This window comes from Salinivibrio sp. MA607 (assembly GCF_001996245.1).
Taxonomy (GTDB): Bacteria; Pseudomonadota; Gammaproteobacteria; order Enterobacterales; family Vibrionaceae; genus Salinivibrio; species Salinivibrio costicola.
Window position 1 is genome coordinate 1 of record NZ_MUFJ01000018.1, and the last position, 26,653, is coordinate 26,653.

Below are 26,653 nucleotides of genomic sequence, written 5' to 3' on the forward strand. Positions count from 1 at the left end.
AAATACTGTTTTGTTCGTCTCTTGCGAGACAAACGAATTGACTGTGCCGAACAACGTAAACGTTGTTTCGTATTGGTCACTCAGTTCATCGAATAAATCTTTTTGTCTATTCTCAACGAGTGCCCACACAGATTGCATAGGTCAAATTGTTAAAGAGCGCCGCTCATCGTTGAGCGGGAGTGGCATAATACGCCACTTTGGCACTGAGTCAAGCATTTTGTTTTGCTTGTCTGTGTTGCCGTTGTTAGCTCGGCTTGCCGTGCCAACGAGAAGCGAATTATAGAGAGTTGTTTTTTTGATGCAAGTGTTTTTGTTCAAAAAAAATCTAATCGCACAACTTTTCGCCGTATCGTTAAATATATGTTTACGCTTGGGTATCTTTCAATGCATCCGGCACATCGGCAATCGATACGAGGACCGCGGTCGCTAACGCCATCCCTTCTTCGGTAACGGGCTTCCCTGAACGAACCAGAAAACGCGTTTCGATGCCTGCTGCTTGAGCGGCTTTCATGTCATCTGCTTTATCACCCACCATCACAGAGCGAGATAAATCAATATCAAGCTCTTTCGCTGCCTCTAAGAGCATACCTGGTTTAGGTTTTCGGCAGTCACAATCAAGTTGATATTCACCGATGCCGTCTAGTGCATGATGCGGACAATAGTAGATGCCATCGAAATCGACACCTTTATCGGCAAAGTTCCAATCCATCCACTCTGTCAATTGTAAGAAATCTTCTTCGCTGTAGTAACCACGAGCAATGCCCGCTTGATTAGTGACTAACACTAAAAGATACCCTTTTTCTTTTAACGCGCGGCACGCCTCAAACACACCGTCAATGTATTCAAAGTTATCGATACTGGCCACATAACCGTGGTCAACATTCACCACGCCATCACGATCGATAAAAATTGCTGGTAGCCTCACGCATTTTTCCTCTTCATCAATAGTCACCAGATTATGTCACGCTCAAGACTGACTTGCATCCATACTCCCCGTCTCTTTCGCATGCTAGTATAGCGGCTTTATTGTCGGGTTTATTCGTTTATGCGCTCCCCATTTTCTATCACGCCGATCGGCACGCTCCAATCACCGTTTAAAGAAAAGTTTGCTGTTCCTCGCCAACCGGGGCTGGCACCGAGTGCGCTTGCCCACCTTAAATTACACGATGACGCGAATCAGATTGAGGCTGTCCGAGGCATCGAACAATATTCCCATCTATGGTTGCTCTTTCTCTTTGACCAAAACTTAGAGAAAGGATGGCGACCGACAGTGCGTCCCCCTCGTTTAGGTGGGAATGAACGTATTGGCGTCTTTGCTAGCCGAGCGACGTTTCGCCCTAACGGTATTGGCATGTCAGCCGTCGAGCTGGTTGATGTGTCACAGGATAACGGGCAGGTCACCTTAACACTGCGCGGATGCGATCTCGTCGACCAGACACCTATTATCGATATAAAACCATACATTCCCTATTCAGATAGCATAGCCGACGCTCAAGGCGGATTTGCTCAAACCAAACCGACCCCAATGGACGTCCGTTTTTCTGACAACGCATTACAGGCTTTATCTCAATCTCCTTATCAAGCCTACCATCAACGCGTGATTAGCGAAGTATTAGCCCAGGATCCTCGTCCTGCTTATAAACAGGGTAAAAAGGATGATAAATGTTACGCCGTACACCTTTTTGATTTTAACGTGCGGTTTTATGTACAACCTACGCAAATCCTGGTCGTGGCGGTAGAAGCTTTTGTCGAAACTCCCCCACACTGTTAATATGTTTGGACTTATTGAACGCCAATTTCAACGGATAACTTTAAATGCGTACCAGTCAATATCTGCTTTCTACCTTGAAAGAAACCCCTAGCGACGCAGAGATTGTCAGCCACCAGCTGATGCTGCGCGCGGGCATGATTCGAAAACTTGCCTCTGGCCTTTATACTTGGTTGCCTTCGGGTGTCCGCGTACTTCACCATGTTGAACGCATTGTGCGCGAAGAAATGAATCGAGCCGGTGCCGTTGAGACCATGATGCCCGTTGTCCAACCTGCTGATCTTTGGTTAGAGACGGGGCGCTGGGAGAAATTTGGTCCTGAGCTACTTCGTATTGCTGACCGCCATCAGCGTGATTTTGTCTTAGGCCCTACGCATGAAGAAGTGATTACGCACTTGGCACGTAATGAAATTAATTCATACAAGCAACTGCCGCTCAATCTTTATCAAATCCAAACCAAGTTCCGTGATGAAGTACGTCCAAGATTTGGTGTTATGCGCTCACGTGAATTCACAATGAAAGACGCGTACAGTTTTGATATTGATAAAGCAGGCATGGAACAAAGCTACGAGAAAATGCGTGCGGCCTACTGTGCCATTTTTAATCGTATGGGGCTGGATTATCGTGCTGTGTTAGCAGATACCGGTGCGATTGGTGGGTCAGCATCACACGAGTTCCATGWCCTGGCCGACAGTGGTGAAGATCTGATTGCATTTTCAACCGAGTCCGACTACGCGGCAAATATTGAAAAAGCCGAAGCTTTGGCACCTAAAACGCAGGCTGATGCACCGACCCAAGAAATGACGCTCGTCGATACTCCTGATGCGAAAACCATCGCTGAGTTGGTTGCGCAGTTTGAGCTTCCGATTGAAAAGACGGTAAAAACTTTATTTGTCAAAGCCTCTGACGAGGTAGAGTCTGATCTTATCGCCCTAATCATCCGTGGTGACCACGAGTTGAATGAAGTGAAAGCAGAGAACCTACCACAGGTTGCTGCACCACTTACCTTTGCGACTGAAGAAGAAATCCGCGCACTGGTTGGAGCGGGTCCTGGCTCTTTAGGGCCTGTCAACTTACCGTCTCCTTTCATCGTTGACCGCAGTGTGGCAGTCATGAACGATTTTGGCGCAGGTGCCAATATCGACGATAAGCACTACTTCGGGATCAACTGGGGACGCGATGCGACGCTTGACCAAGTTGAGGACCTACGTAACGTTGTCGAAGGCGACCCTAGCCCGTGTGGCAAAGGAACGCTGATGTTTAAACGCGGTATTGAAGTCGGTCATATTTTCCAGCTTGGTAATAACTACTCGCAAAAAATGAATGCCGGCGTGCTTGGACAGGATGGCAAGAACGCGATGCTAGAAATGGGCTGTTACGGTATCGGCATTACGCGTGTGATTGCTGCCGCCATCGAACAGAACCATGACCAAAATGGCATTATCTGGCCCGATGCCCTTGCGCCATTTAAAGTTGCCATTGTACCGATGAATATGCATAAGTCTGAGCGCGTACGCGAAGCAGCAGAAGCACTCTATGCTGATCTGACTCACACTGGTATCGATGTATTATTCGATGATCGTAAAGAGCGCCCAGGCGTAATGTTCTCCGACATTGAACTTGTCGGTGTTCCTCACACGATTGTTATCGGAGAGCGCAGCATGGATAACGGAGTGTTCGAGTACAAACACCGTCGTGATGGCGAGAAAGTGCCTTTTGCGATTGACGATGCACTGACTTTCATTCAATCAAAACTCGCTTAAATAGCGCGTGATGGTTGCATTCAATACCCCGTTTTAGCGGGGTATTTTTTTGCTGATTTGTTGCCAACCGGCCTCACTGATTACAAAGCCCTCTATTTAACGCAGTCACCATCCGCAATGTTTAAAAGATTGAATGTTGGAAAGAGTGTGACAATGACCATGCATCGGCGCACACAGGCTGTCTATAATCAAACTGTTAGCGCGAGGATGAGATATGTATGGCCAAAAGCAAACCTAAGACAGCTTTGGTGCTGACTGGCGGTGGGGCCCGAGCCGCTTACCAAGTTGGTGTGTTATCGGCGATCGCGCAGTGGTATCCGCGCGTGCATACTAGCCCGTTTACTATTTATTGTGGCACATCAGCCGGTGCGATTAATGCCGTCTCCCTTGCGAGCCATGCGTCATGTTTTCGACTAGGCGTCAAAAAACTGTCGTGGCTATGGCGCCGATTGAGTACGTCTCGTGTCATTGCGAGTCACCCCAGCGCATTGATTGGCCACCTGTTGTCACAAACCGGGCAACGTTTTCAGTCTCACTATCAACCTCCCATTCCCTTTGGCTTACTAAATAACCGACCTTTACGCTATCTGCTTAATCAAACCATTAACTTTAATAAACTTAATTATCAGGTCTTAGCTGGGCACTTACACGGGCTATCCGTCACCGCCTCTAACTATCAAACCGGCCAGTCAGTCAGCTTTTTCCAAGGAGATCCGGATATTCCGCCTTGGGTACGTGCCCGGGCGGTGGGCCGCCGCAGTCAAATATCAACAGAACACTTACTCGCCTCTTCCGCTATTCCGTTCATGTTTCCAGCATCTAGAATTGGCCATGAGTTTTACGGTGACGGTGCCATCCACCAGATCGCACCTTTGCGGCCAGCGGTAAAAATGGATGCAGAGCGTATCCTCATTTTAGATTTGACCACTGGGATCCGGCAGTCTACTCAAATTAATCATGCAGCCCCTGGACTAGCAATGCTCGGCGGCCACCTGATGAATGCCATTTTCGCCGATACACTGTCTGCAGATTTGGAGCACCTTCAACGACTTAATCAAGTGGCTAGTGCGCTGACACCATCACAGCAGCAACAGTTGGGATTACGCCATATTGATGCCTTACATCTGCGTCCTTCTGAGCCTTTTGAGCCCCTAGCCAAGCGTTTTTACCCACATATGCCGATAGCCTTGCGGAGTTTACTCAAATTATTAGGCATCAATGCCGGTCAAGATGCGACCCTAGCGAGTTATTTGTTATTTGAGCCGGCATACCTTCGCCAGTTGATTGACATTGGTTATCGCGATGCACACAATCATCAGTCTGATATTCTCTCTCTACTGACCGATTAATTATCTAAAAAACAACATGCTTATTAGCCTCTCCTCACCATGATTAGGATGAATATTAAAGGCTGGCATGATTTCTGCTTTACCATTACAAACACACACGATTGTAGAGTTGTTATCCTTTAATGAATGCCTCGCACATAAAGCAGTATACAAAGGCTGATTCCCCCCCGCGGATTATTCCGTTGGGCGCCGATCAGCGCTTGTTGTTGCTGCAAAAACTGCAAGGCCACCTTGATATAAAGGTCCTGTTCGAGGTCTATGCGCGCCAATTAGAAAAACATATCGATATCGGTCGGATTATTTGGGAGCACGATGACATCTCCAATATCATTCGCCGTGGTGAGCAACATACCTTTCGTCAAACGTTTTCAATCAAGTTCAATAAACAGCCGCTTGGTGTCCTTCAATATTCGACACCTTATAAGCTCGACCGAGACGAAATTAGCTTGTTACACACCTATCACAAGTTATTAGCCGGCCCGCTTAATAATGCCGTTGAGTATACGCGTGTGAAAAATATGGCGTTACTTGATGGTTTAACAGGCTTACACAACCGTACGAGCTTTGAGCAGGATCTTCAGCATGCGGTTGCTGTATGCGAGCGAGAAAATATCGGCCTTGTGATGGTGATGTTCGATATGGACAACTTTAAACAAGTCAATGACACCTATGGTCATTTGGACGGCGATAAAGTGTTACGCCGCTTTTCCTTGCTGGTTAGGGAAGCGGTAAGAGGAAGTGATCGCTGCTATCGACTGGGCGGCGATGAGTTTGCCGTCATCTTACAGCCCGCCAGCCAAACGTCAGTCAAGCGAGTCACAACACGCGTTAAACAACTCGTTGGCCAAGACCACCTGCTATCCAGCCATCAGATCAGTGCCTCGGTCGGATTTTCTGAGTATCGACAAGGCGACAATAACCTCTCTCTTTACGAGCGTGCTGACCAGAGCATGTACCGCCAGAAGCGCGCACGTTAATACTTTCCTCCTGCCGGTGAGATTGGGTATAGTGCTCCTTATCATCACTTGAGGAGACAATCATGAAAGTTGCAGACTGCTGTGATCTTATTCGCCAACGCTATGCCGAAATAGGCAGTGGTGAGCAAGGCTATATTCCCGCGGCGATCCACTGCGCGATCAACACCCTAAACGACGTTGCACAAGATCCGTCGATTCCTCAGTCACGTCGCGACCAAGCTGCATTTGCAGCAGCCAATTTATTGATTAGCGATCACGAGGATTAAGATGGATTTAAACAATTACGCGACCATGGATCCTGTGATGCTGATGAGCATCATCAACATGAAGCTGCGTGATGAATTCGATGGCTTGGACGATTTGGTTCGCTATTACGAGATAGATAAAGCCGCTCTCTGTGCTCGGCTTAAAGACGCGGGCTTTGACTACCTGGAAGCAACGAAGCAATTTCGATAATCAGGATTAAAACGAGAAAAGCGGACATGATGTCCGCTTTTTATCTCAATTCACCCTGTGAGCGTGTTCGCTTAACCCAGTGACACCCATAACACGGTTGCCACCAAAATAGGACACACGAACTTCACATAGGCGGGCCAAATTTTCCAAAAAAGGCTCTGTTCAATCTCTTCATAGCCCTCACGTAAGGCAGACAATTTACGGTCACGCGCCCAGATCCAGCCACCAAATAAACAAAACAGTAAAGCAGCAAAAGGCTGGAAGTATTGCGTCGCCACTTTTGCCACTAACCCGAACAAAGTACCAAAGTGGAAAACAATCACCGCACTCAACGCCGCAATCAAGCCGCCAAGCACCCAGCTTGTCAATTTACGATTTGATCCTAACCGCTCGCTAGCCAGTGCAACCGGACACTCGAGCATAGAAATAGAAGACGTCAGTGCGGCAATCGTCATTAATAAAAAGAAGACCAAAGACACATAGGGGCCAGCAGCACCTAAGCTTTCAAACAGCAAGGGTAACACGGTGAATACTAAAGTATCGGCGCTAAGTAAGCTGCCATCCTGAGCATAGATTTCGACGCCCTGATGCATCGCCACAAACATCGCTGGCAATACCACTAACCCCGCAACTACCGCCACAGCAGTATCCACCAAGGTCACACTCAAGGCCATCTTCGGCAAATTCTCTTTCTGGCTAAGGTAAGAGCCATAAATCAACATCGAGCACCCACCAATCGTCAGCGAAAAGAAGCCTTGCCCCATCGCGGCTAGCAACAAGTCTTTGTCCATGATCTTGCTAAAGTCTGGGATGAGATAGTGCTTTAGTCCTTCTGTCGCGCCTGGCAATGTCATGATGTAGATGAACATGGCGGCAAATAAGACAAATAGCGCAGGCATCAAACGCGTTGACCAGCGTTCGATCCCTTGCTTGACCCCGGCTTGGACGATAAAAATAGTCAAAACATAAAAAAGGATAGCACCAAACAGGTTACGCGACGCCGAAAAGCCTTTTAACCAAGCCGCTGTATCGGTAAATTGCAGGATCTCTGCGACCGCGGCGAGCAAAAATGACACTAACCAACCACCAACGATGCTATAAAACGCTAACACCATACAAGGCACCGCCAGGCCAATAAGACCCACACCACTGCCTAAGCGCTTCATTAGTGGGTTGTCACTTAATGCACGCATACTATCTAGCGGGTTAGCTCGACCATGACGGCCTATCGCCATCTCGACCACCAGCATCGGAAACGCGACCAGCAGAATCATCAGAAGATAGACGAGCAAAAAAGCGCCCCCGCCATTACTGGCCGCTTGCGTCGGAAACCCCCAAATATTACCGAGCCCAACCGCAGCCCCTGCTGCAGCGAGAACGAAGCCAATTCTAGTACCGAATAACTCGCGACTTGATGCCATTACCACTCACCTCATGTATCATTAGACTAGTACATTAAGTAATTCGGGAAAATTAAGCAAGCCCGGGGCGCTTAACTGCTCAATTAATCATCACTAGACGGGCATGCTATTATGCCGCCATGATGCGCGATGTTTCTTTTGTCCTCAGTTTAACGGAGTAAAAATAGGTAAACATCCGTTTGCAAAGACTAACGCTAACGTTGCCAAACGAGTCGCCATTGCTGACCACTCGCCCCTAGACGAACAAAATGGTCAGCCACCGCTACCACGCCCTGATCGTCACAGACAATAGGTTGCCGACGACGTAACCAACTTGGGATCGCCGCCTCTTGATAAAGCTTCTTTAATTTTCGCCGCCCTTGCCGCCCAACAGGATGCATTGCTAAGCCACTCGGATTAAAGTGGACCTTGAGCGTTGAGGTTAATGGTCCGAGCGCTAAACCTGGCGCTGTCGCCTCAAAGGGCAACAAGTGCAATTGTCCAAGCCCATCGGGTAACGTCAGGGGCTGCTCCAGTGTTAACTCTCCTTGCCACTGCGATAAGTCGGCACAAGGTGTGACGACATAAAGCTGTTGCTGATAGCGACGAATACTGACATCTGCGATCGTCAAACACGGGTTAGCGTCTTGTTTGGCGTGGATCACGTCACGGATAAGCACCTGTAACTGCGCATAAGTGAGCACCAACTTATATCGCTTTAGCCAATGACGGAGCAGCGCATGCGCCATGGCAGGATCCGCTTGGGGGAGTACCGCGATCGGTAACGCGCCTGAATCACTAAGTGCATTTTCCACTATCGGCGCGATAAAACGCGTCAGCAGTGAGGATTGCTCTGCACATAGGCGCTGTGTGCGTTGAACGGCTTGTCGAAAGCCAGGCCAGCGCGCATCGGCTTGCGGTAACCAGTGCTGACGTAAGAAGTTGCGATCAAAGCGAGTTTGCTGATTGCTAGGGTCATCAATCCAACTCAGCCCATGGCTGCTGGCATAGCTTGCAAGGGCAGCACGTGATTGGGCTAAGAGAGGCCGCACGAGCCAGCCCTGTCCTAATGGACGCACCTCGGGCATCCCTGCTAATCCGTCGAGGCCACTGCCACGCTTTAGCGCGAGGAAAAATGTTTCAACCTGATCGTCACTATGCTGCGCCGTCAACACTAAACCTTCCGGCTCTAGATGTTGTTGCAAGGCCTGATACCTTGCTTCACGCGCGGCGTGTTCAAGACTGAGCGCACTGTCGAGTTCAACATGCTCAACTCGACAGTCAAAGCCCGCTTGTGCAGCCCAGTGTTGGCATTGTCTCGCCCATTGTTCAGCCTGCAGTTGCAAACCATGATTAACGTGGACCACCCGATAACAATGCTGAGGATGCTGATCACGATACTGAGCCAACAGTGCAAGCAGCACCCGAGAGTCCAGACCACCGCTTAATGCGAGAATGATCTGCCGTGGCGTCGAGGTTAACGGTGCCAAACAATCACAAAGTTGTTGGTAAAGCATAGGCATTCACTGTTGATATAATCCGCCATTGTTGCTGGCCGCTGCTAAAAAGAAAAGGGCCCGAAGGCCCTTTTATCCCTATAAATACCATAACGGCTTAGCAATAACCGTAGTTCAATAAACGCTGGTAACGACGATCGCGCAGGCTTTCCGTATCCAAGCCTTCCAAATCAGCCAGCTGGGCCAACAAGGTGTCTTTAATACGCTCTGCCATCGCGGTTAAATCGCGATGGGCGCCCCCAAGTGGTTCGCTAATCACAGTATCAATTAAACCCAGCTCTTTAAGCCGTGGCGCTGTGATCCCCATTGCATCCGCCGCTTGAGGGGCTTTTGCTGAATCACGCCAAAGAATCGACGCACATCCCTCAGGCGAAATCACCGAATAGGTTGAGTATTGCAGCATGTTGACGTAATCGCCTACGCCTATCGCTAACGCTCCTCCAGAGCCTCCTTCACCGACCACATTACAAATAATGGGGACAGTTAACCCAGCCATTTCTTTAAGGTTTCGAGCAATCGCTTCCGACTGGCCGCGCTCTTCCGCGCCCACACCAGGATACGCGCCGGCGGTATCAATAAAGGTGATCACAGGAATATTAAACCGTTCCGCCATCTTCATCAGGCGTAATGCTTTACGGTACCCTTCTGGTTTTGGCATTCCAAAGTTACGTTTTACCTTTTCGTTAGTATCACGCCCTTTTTGGTGACCGATCACCATCACTGGACGCCCGTCAAGACGCGCCAATCCACCGACTAATGCTTTGTCGTCGGCATACGCACGATCGCCGGCCAGCTCATCAAATTCGTGAAAAATCCGGTTCAGATAATCGTAGGTGTAAGGGCGTTGTGGATGACGCGCCAACTGCGCGACTTGCCAAGCACCTAAATCAGCAAAAATCTTTCGAGTAAGCTCAACGCTTTTGGTTTCCAGCTGCTCGATTTCTTTATCTAAGTTAACCGCGTCTTCTCCGCCACGCTTGGACACCGCACGAAGGGCCTCAATTTTGGCTTCTAATTCTGCGATCGGTTTTTCGAACTCTAAAAAATTAAGACTCATACCAAGAGAATCCTATTGGTCACCGCCAGTGTACGCGATACGTCACCAGCCTGGCTTAGTTAAACTCTAATTCGACTTGATCATTACCGAGCAAGCCTTTCAAGGTGTCGATTAATTCATCGGTTGGCGTCACACGCCATTCCGCGCCTAAACGCAACCGAGCACGCGCATCATCACGCTGATAATAGATATTCACCGGCACCGTACCCGAACGATACGGCGCCAGTGCATCATGAAATCGTTCAAAAAAGGGGGCCTCTATTTGCTTAGACGACATCGATATGCCCAAACAACGCGCGTATTTTTCCCGCGCTTGGCTAATGTCCATCAATTCACGGGCGGTCATTTTAAGCCCCCCGTTGAAGTCATCAAAGCTGACCTGTCCTGAGACCACCAGAATGCGATCTTTCTCCACTAGATCAAGATATTTGTCGAGCACGTCAGAAAAAAGCATCACTTCCATCCGGCCCGAACGATCATCCAGGGTCAGTATCCCCAGCCGAGAGCCGCGTTTGGTGGTCATGACTCGCGCAGCAATCACCAACCCTGAAACGGTCGAGATCACATCGCGTTTAGTTGCGTGCGCATCTTCCAGCCGCCAGGTCACATAATTTTTCAGCTCTTTGCGGTAACTATTAATGGGATGACCGGTTAAATACAACCCTAGCGTTTCTCTCTCTCCCTCTAGCCATACTTTATCTGGCCAAGGGGCCGCATGCGCGTAGGCGTGCTCAACTTCTTCAGGGGCATCAGTTAATACCCCGAACATATCGGTTTGCCCATATGCTTCAGCTTGATGGTGTTGGCTCGCGGCGCGAATCGCTTCATCGACAGACGCCATCATCGCAGCACGATGTGGCCCCAGTTTATCCATAGCACCGGCGCGGATCAGCCGTTCAATCACACGTTTGTTGACTTTTTTAGTATCAATTCGAGCACAAAAATCAAACAAGTCTCGGAAATAACCGTCTTGCTCGCGAGCGGCGACAATTGTATCAATAGGGCCTTCGCCAACCCCTTTAATCGCCCCAATACCGTAGACAATCTCACCTTCGTCATTCACGGTAAAATGATGCAGACCCGCATTCACATCGGGCGGTAACACCGTCAGCTTCATGCGGCGACACTCTTCAACCAGCCCCACGACTTTATCGGTGTTATCCATATCAGCGGTCATCACCGCCGCCATAAACTCAGCGGGATAGTGCGCTTTTAGCCACAGCGTTTGATAAGAAACTAGCGCATATGCCGCTGAATGCGATTTGTTAAAGCCGTAACCGGCGAACTTTTCTACTAAGTCGAAGATGCGCATCGCCAGCTCGCCATCAATGCCGTTGGCGATCGCCCCTTTCTCAAAGATTGCACGCTGCTTGGCCATTTCTTCGGGCTTTTTCTTACCCATGGCACGACGCAGCAAGTCTGCACCGCCCAGAGTATACCCCGCTAGCGTTTGCGCAATCTGCATCACCTGCTCTTGATAGAGAATGATGCCATAAGTCGGCTCAAGCGTTTCTTGCAGTGACGGATGTTGCCACTTCTCATCGGGATAAGAAACCTGCTCTCGGCCATGCTTACGGTCAATAAAGTTATCGACCATCCCTGATTGCAACGGGCCCGGCCGGAACAACGCCACCAAAGCGATCATGTCCTCAAAACTATCGGGCTGAAGACGCTTGATCAGCTCTTTCATGCCACGTGATTCCAGCTGGAAAACCGCGGTCGTCTCGGCTTTACGCAACATCGCAAAGGATGCCTGATCGGTCATCGGGATCGCGGTAATATCAATCGGATCCAGCCCTTTGGCTTTCAAGCGAGGATTGATCATGCCCAACGCCCAGTCGATGATCGTCAGGGTTCGCAGGCCCAGGAAATCAAACTTCACCAAGCCTGCGGTTTCAACATCATTTTTATCGAACTGGGTAACAGGGTGGTGTCCCTCGCTATCACAATAGAGTGGCGAGAAATCGGTAATCGTCGTGGGCGAAATCACTACCCCGCCCGCATGCTTACCCGCGTTACGTGTAACCCCTTCCAGCTTCCGCGCCATGTCGATCAGCGCTTTGACTTCTTCATCATTGTTATAGACTTCGACCAGCTGGGGCTCTGCGTCAAAGGCTTTCTCAAGAGTCATCCCTGGATCAGGAGGCACAAGTTTAGAAATGCGATCAACAAAGCCGTAAGGGTGTCCCAACACCCGACCTACATCGCGAATAACCGCCTTGGCCGCCATGGTACCAAAGGTAATGATCTGAGATACCGCATCACGTCCGTACATTTCGGCGACATGGTCGATCACCAGATCCCGTTTATCCATACAGAAATCGACATCGAAATCCGGCATCGAGACACGCTCGGGATTCAAGAAGCGCTCGAAAAGCAGATCAAATTGCAGCGGATCCAGGTCGGTGATTTTGAGGGCATACGCAACCAATGAGCCAGCGCCCGAACCGCGCCCTGGACCAACGGGGATATCGTTATCTTTTGACCATTGGATAAACTCCATGACGATCAAAAAGTACCCGGGAAATCCCATTTGGTTAATCACGCCAAGCTCACGCTCTAAGCGTGCGTCATAGTCGGGTCGTCGACGTGCTCTTTCTGCTTCATCAGGAAACAAAAAGGCGAGACGTTCTTCCAACCCCTCTTGCGAGCGTTTAACCAGGTACTGATCAATGTCCATTCCCTCGGTCGGGAAGTTCGGTAAGAAGTATTCGTTTAGCCGAACAGGCACATTACAGCGTTTGGCTATTTCAACACTGTTGGTGAGTGCTTCGGGAATATCCGCAAACAGCTCACACATTTCTTGCTCAGTGCGTAAATACTGCTCTGCACTGTAGTGTTTAGGCCGACGCGGATCATCGAGCGTAAAGCCATCATGAATCGCGACGCGAATTTCGTGAGCATCGAATTCATCGGGCGAGAGAAAACAGACTTCATTGGTCGCCACTACAGGTAAATCATGCTCGGCAGCAAAGTCGACCGCAAAATGAAGGTAGCTCTCTTCATCTTGGCGTCCGGTCCGCACCAACTCCATATAGTAAGCGTTAGGAAAGTACCGCTGGTAGAAGTGTGCGCACTGTTCGGCGAGCGCTTGGTTGCCTTTCAGTAAAGCACGACCCAAATCACCACGACAGCCGCCAGATAGCACAATTAGGCCTTCGGCATGGTCAACGAGCCATTGTTGATCAATCACAGGACGATGCTGCACATGGCCGCGCAAATACGCTTTGGAGATCAGTAATGTCAGGTTTTTGTACCCAACTTTATTGGTGGCAAGCAGGGTTAGCTGACATAACTCATCGCCAAACGCATCAGACTGAACATTAAAATCTGCCCCGATAATGGGCTTAATACCCACATTGTTCGCAGTGTTATAGAACTTAACCAACCCACATAAATTACTGAAATCGGTGAGTGCCATCGCAGGCATGCCCATTTCCGCCACTTTTTTTACCAATGGCGGCACTTTGGACACTCCATCAACCATGGAGTAATCACTATGAATGCGTAAGTGGACGAAACGTGGCTCAGACATAAAACTCGCTACTTCACTATGATTGGCTGAGATAAATAGCGCGCACTAGTCGATACCGAGCGCGCGTTTAACCGGCTTAAAGCTCTTACGATGCATCGGTAAGGCACCGTGCTCAGCTAAAGCGGCCATATGAACTTTGGTCGGATACCCTTTATGTTGGGCAAATCCGTAGCCTGGATACGCGGCATCCAGCAACGCCATTTCATGATCGCGATCGACCTTGGCTAAAATTGAGGCGGCACTGATTTCCGCCACGCGTAAGTCACCTTTCACAACGGCTTGCGCCGGCATCGGTAAGTCAGGTACGCGATTACCGTCAATCAGCGCATAATCTGGAGTAACCGACAGCCCATTCACCGCACGCTGCATCGCTAGCATCGTGGCGTGTAATATATTGAGTGCATCAATTTCATCAGGCTCAGCACGTCCAACAGACCATGAAAGCGCTTTTTGCTTGATCTGATCATACAGCGCAAGCCGCTTTTTCTCGCTCAATTTCTTTGAATCGGTTAATCCAACAATCGGCTGATTGGGATCTAAAATCACCGCCGCTGTCACCACCGCGCCGACAAGCGGGCCTCGCCCGACCTCATCAACACCAGCAATCACGTTGGCGTCCGGGTATACAAAAGGTTGTTCAGTCATGGTGACCCAATAGTGTTAATACTGCCTTGGCGGCGGAGGCATCCGCATTTTGACGAATGGTTTGATGCAACGCAGTAAAGGTGGACAACAGTGCTTGATTATCGCTATCAAGCTGATCACTAACGGCCTTCGCTAACGCCTCTGGCTGACAGTCTTCCTGTAGCAGTTCAGGCACCAGTGGCGCGTCTGCTAAAATATTCGGCAACGAGACATACTGGGTCTTAAGCAAACGCTTTGCCAGCCATGCTGTCAGTGGTTTCACGCGGTAGCCCACCACCATAGGACGCTTGAGTAACATGCATTCAAGCGCGACGGTTCCCGACGCCAGCAACACAGAATCGGCCGCACTAATAACCTGGCGCGCCGTATCGTCAACCAAGGTAAACGAAAGCTCTGGGGCAATGGCCTGCCAAGCTTGCTCAAACTGTTCGCGACGTGCCGAGTTAACCAAAGCAACCACAAAGCCAAGTTCCGGATAACGTGCCGCAAGCTGTTGGCAGGCTTGTATGAACGGCGGGGCTAACATCGCCATCTCACTGCCGCGACTTCCCGGAAGGACCGCTAACCAACGTTTATTGGGGTCAAGCCCCAGGGTTTGCTGTGCCGCCGTTTTATCCACTTGCATCGGAATGCTATCCGCCATGGTGTGACCGACAAAGGCACACGGCACGTCGAACTTATCGTAAAACGCTTTTTCAAAGGGCAGAAACGCTAAGACAAGATCCGTGGCGGCCGCAATTTTAAAGATCCGCTTTTGCCGCCACGCCCACACTGACGGGCTGACGTAATGGACGGTTTTTATTCCGGCTTTTTTTAATGATGCTTCAAGACGTAAGTTAAAGTCCGGCGCATCAATACCAATAAAGACATCAGGCGGATGAGCAGTAAAGTGCTTCACCAGCGCGGCCTTCACATTCAATAAACGCGGCAGTCGACCCAAGACCTCGACCAACCCCATCACGGACAGCTCTTCCATATCAAACAGGCTCTGGCAGCCTTGCGCTATCATTCGTGGGCCGCCAATGCCGACAAATTCAATATTCGGGTGCTGGGCGCGCAGTGCCTTGATGAGGCCTTCACCTAAAACATCGCCGGAGATTTCTCCGGCGACGATTCCAACCCGTAATGGACGCTCACTCGGTAACATTAACGAATAACGCCTCGCGTTGAGCGTGCAAAAAAGTCAACAAACAACGCCAATGCAGGTTCGTCTTCTGCTTGCGCCGCGAGCTCTTTTTTCACTTCTTCTAACGTTTTACCGGCGCGATACATGTTTTTATACACCGCACGAATGGCCCGAATGGCGGACTTGTCGAAGCCACGGCGTTTGAGACCCTCCACATTGATCCCAAACGGTGCGCAGTGATTGCCTTGAGCCATCACATACGGTGGCACGTCTTGAACCACAATGGATCCGCCGCCGAGCATGGCATGACTACCAATGACGCAGAACTGGTGAATAGCTGACATCCCGCCCACTATCGCGTAGTCATCGACATGGACGTGTCCTGCCAAGGTCGCATTGTTGGCAAAAATACAATGATTCCCTACCACACAATCATGGGCGACGTGGGCATTAATCATAAACAGGTTGTCGCTGCCAACTTTGGTTTCGCCTTTATCTTGCACCGTCCCGCGGTGCATGGTCACGCTTTCCCGAATGGTATTGCGATCACCAATTTCCAATGTTGTTGGCTCACCAGCATATTTAAGATCTTGGCATGCTTCACCAATGGAGGCGAACTGATAGATTCTATTATCACAACCAATACGCGTAGGCCCTTTGATCACCACATGGGTCATCACTTCGGTTCCTGCACCGATCTCTACGCCCTTCCCCACATAAGAAAAGGCGCCAATTTTTACGTTTTCCCCCAGAACTACACCGTCTTCGACAACGGCAGCGGGATGGATATAGGCAGTTTCGTGGATCACAATTAGATCTCTCTTCTTGCGCACTTTAATTGAGCCGAGCAGACAACATCACCATCGACTTTTGCGACGCCAGTAAAGGCCGCAATACCTCGGCGCTCTTTAATAAATTCTACCTCGAGAACCAGTTGGTCGCCTGGCGAGACTGGGCGGCGGAATTTAGCATTATCAATGCTTGCAAAATAGTATAGCTCGTTGTCTTTCGGCTTACCGAAGGTCTTAAACGCGAGCAAGCCTGTCGCTTGCGCCATCGCCTCTAGGATCAGTACGCCTGGGAACACCGGCAGCTGCGGAAAATGCCCGGTGAACTGAGGCTCATTAGCCGTAATATTTTTAATCGCGTGAAGGTATTGCCCTTCTTCAAAATCGGTAACACGATCAATCAACAAAAAAGGATAGCGGTGTGGTAACAGCTCTTTGATTTCATTGATATATAGAACTTTGTTTTCGCGAGTCAAGGTAGTATTCCCGTTCAAATCCAATACTGACTTCATTAACGCAAAACGGCCCGCGTTACTAAGGCGGGCCTGCTATTCTCGGCGTTAATCTTGTTTGTCGAGCTGATGTTCCAGCTCTTTAAGTCGCTTGTGCATCTCGTCAATTTTGAGCACACGCGCGGCTGTTTTCCGCCACTCGCGGTTGGGCTGTAACGGAATACCGGACGAATACATGCCCGGCTCAGTGATTGGCCGCATTACCATCGCCATTCCTGTGATGGTCACGTTATCTGTGATTTCCATATGGCCATTAAACACGCTGGCGCCACCGATAATGCAGTGTTTGCCTACTTTGAGGCTGCCTGCCATTACCGTTGCACCCGCGATTGCCGTGTTCTCACCAATCGAGACATTATGCGCAATCTGGCACTGATTGTCGATAATCACGCCATCAGCAATCTCGGTATCATCCAACGCCCCACGGTCGATAGTGGTACAGGCACCTATTTCGACTCGGTTACCAATCACAACCCGGCCAAGCTGAGGGATTTTAATCCAGTTGCCTTTGTCATTGGCGTAGCCAAACCCATCTGCGCCGATCACTGTTCCTGCTTGAACCAAACAATCTTGACCGATAACGACATGATGATAGACGCTAACATTGGCCCACAGTTTTGTCCGCGCGCCGAGTTTTGCGCCCTTACCAATAAAGCAACCTGCACCAATTTGAACGTTGTCACCAATCAACGCCCCAGATTCAATCACCGCATTAGGGCCAATGGCGACGCCTTCACCTAGGACGGCATCACTTGCAACGACCGCTGACGACGCGATATCGGTGGCGCAGGCAGGGGTCGTATCTAAAATTTGTGCGACCTTCGCGTAGGCTAAATAGGGGTCTGACACCACCAAGGCATTGCCATGACAATAAGCAAGATCGCCTTCTTTAAGCATCACCGCGCTAGCACGACACAGTGCAAGACCCTTCCGATATTTCGGACTCGATAAGAAGGTAATTTGCCCTTCTCCCGCTGAATTCATCCCTGCAAGCGAGGTTATCGTTACAGCGCCGTCTCCGTGGAGCTGTGCATCCAGTTTTTCCGCTAATTCAGCGAGAGTAATTGAAACCATGGGCTCCTCGACGGTTAGTTAACTGCGTTAATCACTTTTTCAGACAAATCATCACTTGGGTTCGCATACAAAACGGCATTGGCATCAATCACGATGTCATAGCCCTCTTGCTCTGCTACTTTATCGACGGCTTTTTTCAGCTTTTGCACCAGCTTAGACTCTTCTTGGCCGCCGCGCTTGCGCTGATCTTCCTGCAAGGCTTTTACTTTGAGTTTATAGTCAGACTCCATCGACTGAAGCTCGCGTTGTAGCTTCACGCGCTCGTCTTCGCTCATCAGCTCACCATTACGTTTAAGTTTTTCTACGCCTTTTGAGAGCTTTTCTTTCAAACGTTCAATCTCTGCGACGCGATCTTTAAATTCACCACGCAATTTCTCATTGAGGTTATTTTTTTGCGCTAGCTGCGACATCACAGCGCCGGTTGATACGTAGCCCACTTTCTGTGCAGCATCAGCCGCTGATGCGTACATGGACGTGGTCAATACCGCGACACTCAGTCCCGCTGCTTTCAAAAATGATTTCACAATAGTCTCCTTTCTGATCATCAGAATGTGCGCCCGATCGTGAAGGTAAAGAACTCTTCATCGTCGCCAGGCTGGCTAGTTATAGGTTTTGCGATGGAAAACACCAAAGGTGCCATCGGTGACATCCACTGCAGTGCCACACCGTAAGCGGCACTGATATTGGATGGATCTGAATAATCCTTAATATTATCCCGGCCACTGTAAGCAGCAGCGGCGGATACGTCATACTCGGTATCCCACACTGAAGCGGCATCGATAAACACACTGGTACGGATTTGTTCGCGCGCTTCCTCTGAGGCAAACGGTGTTGGCACAATCAACTCGGCACTGGCGCGTGCCATAGCATTACCGCCTACAGAATCTGAAGAGCCGTAATCCCCTTCATTATTCTCAACATCATCACTATTTGGCTGAGGTGAACCACCCTTGCCATAGACTGCTTTCGGCCCAACCGAGTTTGAGCGGAAACCGCGCAACGAGGAGAACCCCCCCGCGTAATAGTTTTCATAAAACGGCAGCATATGGTCTTGGCCATTGGTTTGGCCATAACCGTTACCATACGCAAGTCGGCCACGCATCAATAGGGTGAATTCATGTTCTTGCGTCAACGGCACGTATTGGCGAATATCGTACTGCATTTTAAAATACTGAACGTCTGAGCCCGGTACTGTCATGCGGTAAGACGCTCGCTGATAATTACCGGCAGTCGGGAAGTAACCACGGTTAAGGTTGTTACGCGTCCATGAAACGGACATATCAAAATCATCGACTTCGAGTCCACCATTGTTCGTACGGTTATCATCGTGACGGTCAAGAAATTTCTTGATTTGGTAGTACTCACCAATATTTTCGATTTTGTTGTGGGTGTAACCGAGCGAGAAGTCGATCGAATTCAGCTCATCGGTCCAAAAGCCCCACGTCAGGTTGGTACCGTAACTCTCGTTGGTATACTCAACGATGTTGGCGTCACGCGCCTCAAACTCGTTGTAGAAGACCTTACCGCCAAGGCTGACACCGTCGAGGGTAAAGTAAGGGTCACGGTATTCAAGCGTTAGGTTTTTACGGTAATCATTGACCATGGCGTTGATGCCAAAGCGATTACCGGTACCGGCAAAGTTATCTTGCTGCAAACCGAGCTGTAAACTGGCGCCTGACTCGGTGCCATAACCGATACCAAAGTTGATGCTGCCTGAGTTAGCTTCTTTGACTTTATAGTTAACATCGACTTGATCGTCCGTGCCTGGTACGCGCTGAGTGTCCACTTCAACATTCTGGAAAAAGCCGGTACGACTCAACCGCTCTTTCCCCCGAGTGACCGCTTTGGCGTTTAGCCAGGTTCCTTCCAGCTGTCGCATTTCACGGCGTAACACTTCATCTTTAGACGTGGTATTCCCGGAAAAGCGGATATTGCGCACGTAGATACGCTTACCCGGCTCGACATTCACGGTCAGTGAGACTTGTTGATTGTCATCGTCAAAAGTCGGCATGGTATTGACTTTGGGGTAGGCAAAGCCGGTTTCACCAAGATGGCGCTTAATGGCCTCTTCGAGTGCAGTCACCTTATCGCCATTGTAGGTATCACCACGGGTAAAGCTGACCAATGAACGGTAAGTGTCTTCGTTTTGCGGATCGCCACGAAAGTTGACATCAGCAATCTCATACGGCTTGCCTTCATTCACATTCAGAGTGATGTAAACACCCTTTTTATCTGGCGAAATAGCCACCTGGGTCGATTCAACGCGAAACTTTAAATACCCACGATTGAGATAAAAATTACGCAGTTTTTCCAGATCGCCCGCAAGCACCTGCTTTTGATACTTTTCGTTGGCTAAGAAATTCCACCACGGCACATCGGCACGCAAATCGAAGCTATCGCGTAATGCGTCATCACTGAAGACGTCGTTGCCCACGAAATTGATCTGCTCAATCTTGGCCGAGACACCCTCAGTAAATACAAACTTCAAATCTGCACGGTTTCGTGGCAAAGGCGTAACAACGGCTTTTACCGACGCACTGTATTTACCCACACTGTAGTAAAAGTCTTCTAAACCTTTTTCAATTTTGCTGAGTTTAGTCCGATCAAGCGCCTCACCGACGCGCAACCCAGAAGAGGTGAGGTTTTCTTGTAGCTGCTCTTTTTTAATTGCTTTGTTGCCTGAGAACGAAATGCTCGCAATAGTAGGACGCTCCACGACTTTAACCAGCAAGGTTTGATCATCGCGATAGACGCGCACATCCTCGAAATTACCCGAGGCAAACAGTGCATTTATCACATCCGCCACATCCTCGTCGTCGACGTTGTCACCGACACGGACCGGCATCGATAGCAATGCAGCTCCTAAGCTGACGCGCTGTAGGCCTTCAAAGCGGATATCGCTTACCTCGAATGTGTCAGCATGCGCCATACTGCTGCTGATTAAAAGAGACGCTATTAATAGTTTTTTCATCGCCATGTGCTATCTGACTTATCCTTGAATACTAACCGTTTAAAGTCGGGCGAAGTCGTTAAACAATGCCACTGCCATCACCATCATCAACACGGCAGCGCCGATACGATACCCAAAGTCCTGTACACGCTCGGAAACCGGTTTTCGTGTCACAGCCTCAATCCCAAAGAACAGCAAATGGCCGCCATCTAATACGGGCAGAGGAAGTAAATTGATAATGCCTAGGTTCACACTGATCAGTGCCATGAACCCTAAAAATGAGATCAATCCGATCTCTGCTGTCATGCCCGCGCCTTTCGCGATCGATATAGGACCACTTAAGTTGTTCACACCCACATCACCGGTGATCAGTTTTTTTATCATATTGACGGTCATGCTGATCACTTGGCCCGTTTTATTGACCGCTTCTGGTATCGCCGCTAACGGCCCATATTGTTGCGTGAAACGGTATGATTCCGGCCATGCTGCCATTTGAGGAGCAATCCCCGCATACCCTGTCATTTGACCTTCAACATCACGCGCATCCGGGGTGAGTGTCAAATTTTGCGTTTCCCCATCGCGGACGATTGTCAGCGACAAGCTTTGATTGGGACTTCGTTTGATCACCGCAACGAGCGCTTGCCATGATGCCAACTCAGTATCATCCACGGCAACGATCTTATCACCTTGTTCGAGTCCAGCTTGCGCTGCCGCGCTCTGTTCAACGACTTGTGCGACCGACAATGTGATCGCGGGTCGATAAGGCGTGATGCCAAGCGTCGTCAAAGGTGATTGTTTTTCTGGATCAAACTGCCATTGCGTGAGATCTAGGGTGTAATCGCGTTGATAAGTTTGCGCCGGACTCTGTTTCGCAGTGAGGGTCATGCTCTCATCACCAATATGCCCGATCAACGCAAAATTAACCGCTTGCCAATCAGCGGTTTCGACGCCGGAAACTTGGGTTAGTTCCATTCCTGATTCGATTCCGGCTTCAGCAGCAATCGAGTTGGGGGATATTTCGCCGATCACAGGTTTGACAGCAGGAACACCGATCATCATCACCAGCCAATACGCAAAGGCGGCAAAGATAAAGTTAGCGATAGGGCCGGCGGCGACAATGGCGCTACGTTGCCACAGGGGTTGGTTGTTAAATGCGCGGTGCTTGTCTGCGTCAGGAACGGCCTCAATACGCTCATCCAACATTTTGACGTAGCCACCGAGCGGGATCGCAGCAATCACGTATTCGGTATTGTCTTTGCCGTACCAGCGCCATAATGCGCGACCAAAACCAATTGAAAAACGCTCAACCTTTACACCACAGCGACGAGCGACCCAAAAGTGACCGTATTCGTGAATTGCAACCAGTATGCCAAGCGCGACAATAAACGCCGCCGCGTTCCAAAGAAAATCGCTCATTTTGTCACCTTAGTAATCTGCTCATTGGCAGCCATGCGAGCTATTCTATCCAGCTCAAATAAGCAATCCAAGCTTGTTGGCGAGGGAAGCGATGATTGGGTCAATACCTGCTCATTGATGCGAGCAATATCCATAAAGCTGATTTTTCCGGCAAGAAACGCGGCGACAGCTTGCTCATTGGCGGCATTGAGCGTGGTGGTTGCTGCTTGCCCCTGCTCACAGGCTGCGATCGCGAGCGAAAGACAAGGATAACGACACGCATCCGGTGCCATAAAAGTAAATTCGCCAATTTGAGTGAAATCAAGAGGCGCTACCGACGCTTGAACGCGATCAGGATATCCCATTGCATGAGCAATCGGCGTACACATATCGGGCGTACCCAATTGCGCGAGCACCGAGCCATCACACATCTGTACCATGGAGTGGATCACTGACTGCGGGTGGATCACCACGTCCAGTTGATGAGGCTGGGCGTTGAATAACCATCGCGCCTCTATGTATTCCAAACCTTTATTCATCATAGTTGCAGAATCGACCGAGATTTTTGGCCCCATCGACCAATTAGGATGTGCGATGGCCTCTTCAACACTGACGGTCGCTAAGCTTTGTGGGTCACGATAGCGAAATGGTCCACCCGAGCCTGTTAGCAAAATTTTATTGACGCCGGCCGATTGCAAATCACAGCGTCCAGGCTGTTGCTGCACGGATTGCGGCAAGCATTGAAAGATCGCATTGTGTTCACTATCGATGGGCAGCAGCTCAGCGCCGTATTGATAAACAGCATCAATAAAAAACTGCCCAGACATTACCAAGGCTTCTTTATTGGCAAGCAGCACCCGTTTGCCCGCTTTAACCGCCGCCATTGTTGAAGACAGCCCGGCCGCACCAACAACTGCCGCCATCACCATATCCACTTCAGGTAATGCCGCAAGGTGACATAAACTGTCCTCGCCAGCGAGTACTTCGGTGCCGATCCCTTTTTCACGCAACGCATGACGCAGCTGTTGCGCTGACGCGCGATTGGCCATCGCGGCGTAAGCAGGTTGCCAATCGACACATAACGCAATCATTTTCTCGACATTGGTATGTGCAGCCAATGCCGTGACTTCAAACTTTTCAGGGTTGGCTGCAACTACTTTTAAGGTACTGGAACCAATAGAACCTGTGGCGCCTAATACGGTGATTCTTTGCATGTCGAAGACTCGTTTCACTTAATTCGCAAATGCGAAGTACAACACGGTAAACACTGGGAACGCTGCCGTTAAGCTATCAATGCGATCAAGAATGCCCCCATGACCTGGAAGCAAATTACCACTGTCTTTCACGCCAGCGACGCGTTTAAACATGCTCTCCGCTAAGTCACCCAACACGGACGCCAAGGCGGTCACCACAGTGACAGCCAAGAACACGCCAACATTGGCGAAATGGATGTTTAACAGATGCGTCCCTAACCAGGTCACTGCCACTGCCGCAGTGAGCCCACCCAGTAATCCTTCGAGGGTTTTATTCGGGCTGACCGCAGGGGCCATTTTATGTTTACCGAACTTTTTCCCGGCAAAATAGGCACCACTATCTGCGCACCAAACAAGAACAAAAACCAGCAGCACTAACTTGGCGCCATAAAAAGAGGAGAACTGGTAGTCTGTTGCACGCAACAGCAAGACACTCCACATAAACGGTAACAGGGTAACGAGACCAAAGAGTAGGCGTAGTAACTTGCTGTGGGTCCAATATGCCCCTGAGCGAGGGTATGAGAGCACTAACACGGTTGCGAATAGCCACCAAGCCGCGCCGGTTGCCGCCAGTGCGAAAGGTGGCAGTGTGACATGCCCGAGCGCCATGGCACTAAAAGGAATACTAAAGAGCGAAAGTGCCAGCGCTGCAGCGGGGATAATAAAGGTAAAAAGACGCGAAGACGCCGAGACAAACTGCGTCCATTCCCAAAGTCCAATTAAAGTGACAGCCGCTATCGCTGCAACAAATGCAGGAAACGGTAAGTAAAAGACTCCAGCGACCACTAACGGGACTAACAAGGCCGCGGTTAAAACACGTTGTTTGAGCAAACTGATTCCTCGTGGTTACTTATCCGTTGTTATCATGGCTTTAATTTGCTCGCCGGTGCAGCCAAAACGTCGTTCACGATTGACATACCAAGCCACGGCATCATACAAACTTTGTTCGTTGAAATCAGGCCAATATTGCTCGGTAAAACATAACTCTGCATAGGCAGCTTGCCATAAAATAAAGTTACTGATGCGGCATTCGCCGCTGGTGCGGATCATTAAATCGACATCCGGTAAATCTGCCAACATTAAATGACGCGCAATATCCTGTTCCCCAATATCATTGGGTTGTAAGTGACCGGCGACAACCTGTTCAGCGACACGACGTGTTGCCTGGGTAATATCCCATTGCCCACCGTAATTCGCCGCAATATTGAGTACCAAACGGTCATTATTTGCCGTTAACGCTTGAGCTTCGGCAATTTTCGTTTGCAAAGAAGGGCTGAATCGAGAGGTGTCACCAATAATGCGTAATTGCACACCGTGACTGTCGAGCCGTTTAGCTTCACGCGATAGCACATTGATAAATAGCTCCATCAATACGCTGACTTCGTCTTCTGGACGACGCCAGTTTTCACTACTAAACGCAAATAAAGTTAGCGCTTTCACACCAAGCTCAGACGCCGCCTTGACGGTCTTACGTACCGCTTTGACGCCCGCTTTATGCCCGAACACACGGGCTTTTCCGCGAGCCTTGGCCCAGCGTCCATTGCCATCCATGATAATGGCGATGTGTTGCGGTAAAGCGGCAGATTCGAGCTGCGCATCAAGAGACTGGGAACTCATGTTTCTCCTTGGCAAATAAAAAGCGCTGTACTGCACGCACAGCGCTTTAGCATTGGCGGTAAAGTCTAATGAGATTTAGACTTCCATCAACTCTTTTTCTTTTGCATCAAGAAGTGCATCAACATTCTTAACCGCTTCATCAGTCAACTTTTGAATGTCATCTTGCGCACGGTGCTCGTCGTCTTCTGAAATTTCTTTGTCTTTTAATAGGGCCTTGAGATCACTATTGGCATCACGACGGATGTTACGTACTGCAACACGCGCATTTTCACCTTCAGAACGAACAACTTTCACCATGTCTTTACGGCGATCTTCGGTCAGTGGTGGCAAAGGCACACGGATCACGGTACCTGCTGAGGCTGGGTTCAAGCCTAGGTCAGAGGTCATGATCGCCTTTTCAACCGCTTGGGTTACTTGCTTGTCATACACGCTAATCGCCAAGGTACGCGAATCTTCAGCAACAATAGACGCAAGTTGGTTTAAAGGCGTTTGCGCGCCGTAATACTCAACGGTAAGGCCTTCTAGTAGGCTTGGATGTGCACGCCCAGTGCGCAGTTTACCTAACGTGTGCTTAAGCGCTTCTACACTTTTTTCCATACGCGCTTTGGCGTCGTCTTTTATGTCATTAATCACGGGAATATCCTTGCGATTGAATTAATTTGTAAGATTATGCCACCAATATTGGCTTAGCTGTTAGTGATCAAGGTGCCTTCTGCTTCACCCATCACGACACGGCGTAACGCACCTGGCTTATTCATGTTAAATACACGAAGAGGCAGTTTATGGTCGCGTGCAAGTGTAAATGCGGCCAAATCCATCACTTTCAACTCTTTTTCTAACACATCTTGATATGTCAGCGAGTCATAAAGTGTTGCATCTGGGTTTTTGGTTGGATCATCACTGTATACACCGTCGACTTTGGTCGCTTTAATCACCACATCGGATTCAATTTCAATACCGCGTAAACAGGCAGCCGAGTCGGTAGTAAAGAAAGGGTTACCGGTCCCAGCAGAGAAAATCACCACGCGACCATTACGAAGTTGGCTGATGGCTTCAGCCCAGTTATAGCTGTCACATACACCGTTTAGAGGAATCGCTGACATCACTCGTGCGTTCACATAGGCACGATGAAGTGCGTCACGCATCGCCAACCCGTTCATCACGGTGGCTAACATACCCATGTGATCGCCCACAACACGGTTCATTCCCGCCTCAGCAAGACCCGCACCACGGAATAAATTCCCGCCACCGATGACCAATCCTACCTGAACACCCAGCTCGACCAGTTCTTTTATTTCTTGCGCCATACGATCAAGCACGGTGGGATCGATACCGAATCCATCTTTGCCCTGCAGGGCTTCACCGCTCAGTTTAAGTAAAATTCGTTGATATGCAGGCTTAGGATTTGTAGTCATTTCACTACCTTTCTATTAGGCACTAATTAGGGAAGAAGGTTATGGAAGACCGCGGC

General features: G+C 49.6%; 24 protein-coding genes. 6 read left to right on the forward strand and 18 right to left on the reverse strand.

Features of this window, described 5'->3' with window-relative positions; genetic code table 11:
• Window positions 1-364 precede the first annotated feature (364 nt).
• Complete coding sequence (gene gmhB, locus BZG81_RS09795; RefSeq protein WP_108743480.1) at window positions 365-925, reverse strand: D-glycero-beta-D-manno-heptose 1,7-bisphosphate 7-phosphatase; 561 nt, start codon at window positions 923-925, stop codon at window positions 365-367.
• Between the two features lie 120 nt (window positions 926-1,045).
• Here gmhB and tsaA point away from each other — a divergent pair, with 120 nt between their 5' ends.
• The 6 genes from tsaA (at window position 1,046) to BZG81_RS09825 (ending at window position 6,313) form a co-directional block, all read left to right on the forward strand.
• A complete protein-coding gene (gene tsaA, locus BZG81_RS09800) occupies window positions 1,046-1,771 on the forward strand; it encodes a tRNA (N6-threonylcarbamoyladenosine(37)-N6)-methyltransferase TrmO (RefSeq protein ID WP_077661042.1) in 726 nt (241 codons plus the stop codon).
• A 44-nt stretch (window positions 1,772-1,815) separates the two neighbouring features.
• A complete protein-coding gene (locus BZG81_RS09805) occupies window positions 1,816-3,531 on the forward strand; it encodes a proline--tRNA ligase (RefSeq protein ID WP_077677254.1) in 1,716 nt (571 codons plus the stop codon).
• A gap of 218 nt (window positions 3,532-3,749) precedes the next feature.
• Entirely contained in the window at window positions 3,750-4,880 is a 1,131-nt protein-coding gene (locus BZG81_RS09810) for a patatin-like phospholipase family protein (protein WP_077677255.1), read from the forward strand.
• A 122-nt stretch (window positions 4,881-5,002) separates the two neighbouring features.
• Window positions 5,003-5,857, forward strand: a complete 855-nt coding sequence (locus BZG81_RS09815; RefSeq protein WP_021021983.1) for a GGDEF domain-containing protein — start codon at window positions 5,003-5,005, stop codon at window positions 5,855-5,857.
• A 62-nt stretch (window positions 5,858-5,919) separates the two neighbouring features.
• On the forward strand, window positions 5,920-6,123 hold the full coding sequence (locus tag BZG81_RS09820) for a YaeP family protein (protein ID WP_021021984.1): 204 nt from the start codon (window positions 5,920-5,922) through the stop codon (window positions 6,121-6,123).
• Between the two features lies 1 nt (window position 6,124).
• Entirely contained in the window at window positions 6,125-6,313 is a 189-nt protein-coding gene (locus BZG81_RS09825) for a DUF4250 domain-containing protein (protein ID WP_077576830.1), read from the forward strand.
• Window positions 6,314-6,384: 71 nt separating this feature from the next.
• Here the strand turns inward: BZG81_RS09825 and BZG81_RS09830 are convergent, their stop codons facing one another.
• From BZG81_RS09830 to pyrH, 17 genes are all read right to left on the reverse strand, one after another.
• A complete protein-coding gene (locus BZG81_RS09830) occupies window positions 6,385-7,734 on the reverse strand; it encodes a sodium-dependent transporter (protein ID WP_021021986.1) in 1,350 nt (449 codons plus the stop codon).
• Window positions 7,735-7,928: 194 nt separating this feature from the next.
• Window positions 7,929-9,230, reverse strand: a complete 1,302-nt coding sequence (tilS, locus tag BZG81_RS09835; protein WP_198533643.1) for a tRNA lysidine(34) synthetase TilS — start codon at window positions 9,228-9,230, stop codon at window positions 7,929-7,931.
• A 97-nt stretch (window positions 9,231-9,327) separates the two neighbouring features.
• Window positions 9,328-10,287 (reverse strand): acetyl-CoA carboxylase carboxyl transferase subunit alpha, encoded by a 960-nt coding sequence (gene accA, locus BZG81_RS09840; RefSeq protein ID WP_077677257.1) that lies wholly within the window; start codon window positions 10,285-10,287, stop codon window positions 9,328-9,330.
• A gap of 55 nt (window positions 10,288-10,342) precedes the next feature.
• Window positions 10,343-13,822, reverse strand: coding sequence for a DNA polymerase III subunit alpha (gene dnaE, locus BZG81_RS09845; protein ID WP_077677258.1), 3,480 nt, complete (start codon window positions 13,820-13,822; stop codon window positions 10,343-10,345).
• Window positions 13,823-13,867: 45 nt separating this feature from the next.
• Window positions 13,868-14,467 carry a ribonuclease HII gene (gene rnhB, locus BZG81_RS09850; RefSeq protein ID WP_077459727.1) on the reverse strand — a complete coding sequence of 200 codons (600 nt, stop codon included), beginning with the start codon at window positions 14,465-14,467 and terminating at the stop codon, window positions 13,868-13,870.
• Window positions 14,460-15,614 (reverse strand): lipid-A-disaccharide synthase, encoded by a 1,155-nt coding sequence (gene lpxB, locus BZG81_RS09855; RefSeq protein WP_077677259.1) that lies wholly within the window; start codon window positions 15,612-15,614, stop codon window positions 14,460-14,462. The genes rnhB and lpxB overlap by 8 nt, the downstream gene beginning before the upstream one ends.
• Window positions 15,614-16,402 (reverse strand): acyl-ACP--UDP-N-acetylglucosamine O-acyltransferase, encoded by a 789-nt coding sequence (lpxA, locus tag BZG81_RS09860; RefSeq protein WP_021021992.1) that lies wholly within the window; start codon window positions 16,400-16,402, stop codon window positions 15,614-15,616. Before lpxA ends, lpxB begins: the two co-directional genes overlap by 1 nt.
• Before the next feature lie 2 nt (window positions 16,403-16,404).
• Window positions 16,405-16,857 (reverse strand): 3-hydroxyacyl-ACP dehydratase FabZ, encoded by a 453-nt coding sequence (gene fabZ, locus BZG81_RS09865; protein WP_077576836.1) that lies wholly within the window; start codon window positions 16,855-16,857, stop codon window positions 16,405-16,407.
• An 84-nt stretch (window positions 16,858-16,941) separates the two neighbouring features.
• Window positions 16,942-17,967 (reverse strand): UDP-3-O-(3-hydroxymyristoyl)glucosamine N-acyltransferase, encoded by a 1,026-nt coding sequence (gene lpxD, locus BZG81_RS09870; protein ID WP_077677260.1) that lies wholly within the window; start codon window positions 17,965-17,967, stop codon window positions 16,942-16,944.
• A 14-nt stretch (window positions 17,968-17,981) separates the two neighbouring features.
• On the reverse strand, window positions 17,982-18,491 hold the full coding sequence (locus tag BZG81_RS09875) for an OmpH family outer membrane protein (protein WP_021021995.1): 510 nt from the start codon (window positions 18,489-18,491) through the stop codon (window positions 17,982-17,984).
• Between the two features lie 20 nt (window positions 18,492-18,511).
• Window positions 18,512-20,944, reverse strand: a complete 2,433-nt coding sequence (gene bamA, locus BZG81_RS09880) for an outer membrane protein assembly factor BamA (RefSeq protein WP_077677261.1) — start codon at window positions 20,942-20,944, stop codon at window positions 18,512-18,514.
• A 33-nt stretch (window positions 20,945-20,977) separates the two neighbouring features.
• Entirely contained in the window at window positions 20,978-22,333 is a 1,356-nt protein-coding gene (gene rseP, locus BZG81_RS09885; RefSeq protein ID WP_021021997.1) for a sigma E protease regulator RseP, read from the reverse strand.
• Window positions 22,330-23,526, reverse strand: a complete 1,197-nt coding sequence (gene ispC / locus BZG81_RS09890; RefSeq protein WP_077677262.1) for a 1-deoxy-D-xylulose-5-phosphate reductoisomerase — start codon at window positions 23,524-23,526, stop codon at window positions 22,330-22,332. Before ispC ends, rseP begins: the two co-directional genes overlap by 4 nt.
• Before the next feature lie 18 nt (window positions 23,527-23,544).
• Window positions 23,545-24,396, reverse strand: coding sequence for a phosphatidate cytidylyltransferase (locus tag BZG81_RS09895; RefSeq protein ID WP_021021999.1), 852 nt, complete (start codon window positions 24,394-24,396; stop codon window positions 23,545-23,547).
• 15 nt (window positions 24,397-24,411) lie between these two features.
• The gene (locus BZG81_RS09900) at window positions 24,412-25,182 is read right to left on the reverse strand and encodes an isoprenyl transferase (RefSeq protein ID WP_021022000.1); all 771 of its coding nucleotides are present in this window, start codon (window positions 25,180-25,182) and stop codon (window positions 24,412-24,414) included.
• A 75-nt stretch (window positions 25,183-25,257) separates the two neighbouring features.
• Window positions 25,258-25,815 (reverse strand): ribosome recycling factor, encoded by a 558-nt coding sequence (frr, locus tag BZG81_RS09905; RefSeq protein ID WP_021022001.1) that lies wholly within the window; start codon window positions 25,813-25,815, stop codon window positions 25,258-25,260.
• Window positions 25,816-25,868: 53 nt separating this feature from the next.
• Window positions 25,869-26,597: a UMP kinase gene (gene pyrH, locus BZG81_RS09910; RefSeq protein ID WP_021022002.1), complete on the reverse strand. Its 729-nt coding sequence runs from the start codon at window positions 26,595-26,597 to the stop codon at window positions 25,869-25,871.
• Between the last annotated feature and the right edge of the window lie 56 nt (window positions 26,598-26,653).

Bases quoted from the DNA above. Each gene is read 5' to 3' on its own strand.
- tsaA (WP_077661042.1), top strand. From the start codon at position 1,046: ATGCGCTCCCCATTTTCTATCACGCCGATCGGCACGCTCCAATCACCG.
- BZG81_RS09810 (WP_077677255.1), top strand. From the start codon at position 3,750: ATGGCCAAAAGCAAACCTAAGACAGCTTTGGTGCTGACTGGCGGTGGG.
- BZG81_RS09815 (WP_021021983.1), top strand. From the start codon at position 5,003: ATGAATGCCTCGCACATAAAGCAGTATACAAAGGCTGATTCCCCCCCG.
- BZG81_RS09820 (WP_021021984.1), top strand. From the start codon at position 5,920: ATGAAAGTTGCAGACTGCTGTGATCTTATTCGCCAACGCTATGCCGAA.
- BZG81_RS09825 (WP_077576830.1), top strand. From the start codon at position 6,125: ATGGATTTAAACAATTACGCGACCATGGATCCTGTGATGCTGATGAGC.
- BZG81_RS09830 (WP_021021986.1), bottom strand. From the start codon at position 7,734: ATGGCATCAAGTCGCGAGTTATTCGGTACTAGAATTGGCTTCGTTCTC.
- tilS (WP_198533643.1), bottom strand. From the start codon at position 9,230: ATGCTTTACCAACAACTTTGTGATTGTTTGGCACCGTTAACCTCGACG.
- accA (WP_077677257.1), bottom strand. From the start codon at position 10,287: ATGAGTCTTAATTTTTTAGAGTTCGAAAAACCGATCGCAGAATTAGAA.
- dnaE (WP_077677258.1), bottom strand. From the start codon at position 13,822: ATGTCTGAGCCACGTTTCGTCCACTTACGCATTCATAGTGATTACTCC.
- rnhB (WP_077459727.1), bottom strand. From the start codon at position 14,467: ATGACTGAACAACCTTTTGTATACCCGGACGCCAACGTGATTGCTGGT.
- lpxB (WP_077677259.1), bottom strand. From the start codon at position 15,614: ATGTTACCGAGTGAGCGTCCATTACGGGTTGGAATCGTCGCCGGAGAA.
- lpxD (WP_077677260.1), bottom strand. From the start codon at position 17,967: ATGGTTTCAATTACTCTCGCTGAATTAGCGGAAAAACTGGATGCACAG.
- bamA (WP_077677261.1), bottom strand. From the start codon at position 20,944: ATGGCGATGAAAAAACTATTAATAGCGTCTCTTTTAATCAGCAGCAGT.
- rseP (WP_021021997.1), bottom strand. From the start codon at position 22,333: ATGAGCGATTTTCTTTGGAACGCGGCGGCGTTTATTGTCGCGCTTGGC.
- ispC (WP_077677262.1), bottom strand. From the start codon at position 23,526: ATGCAAAGAATCACCGTATTAGGCGCCACAGGTTCTATTGGTTCCAGT.
- BZG81_RS09900 (WP_021022000.1), bottom strand. From the start codon at position 25,182: ATGAGTTCCCAGTCTCTTGATGCGCAGCTCGAATCTGCCGCTTTACCG.
- pyrH (WP_021022002.1), bottom strand. From the start codon at position 26,597: ATGACTACAAATCCTAAGCCTGCATATCAACGAATTTTACTTAAACTG.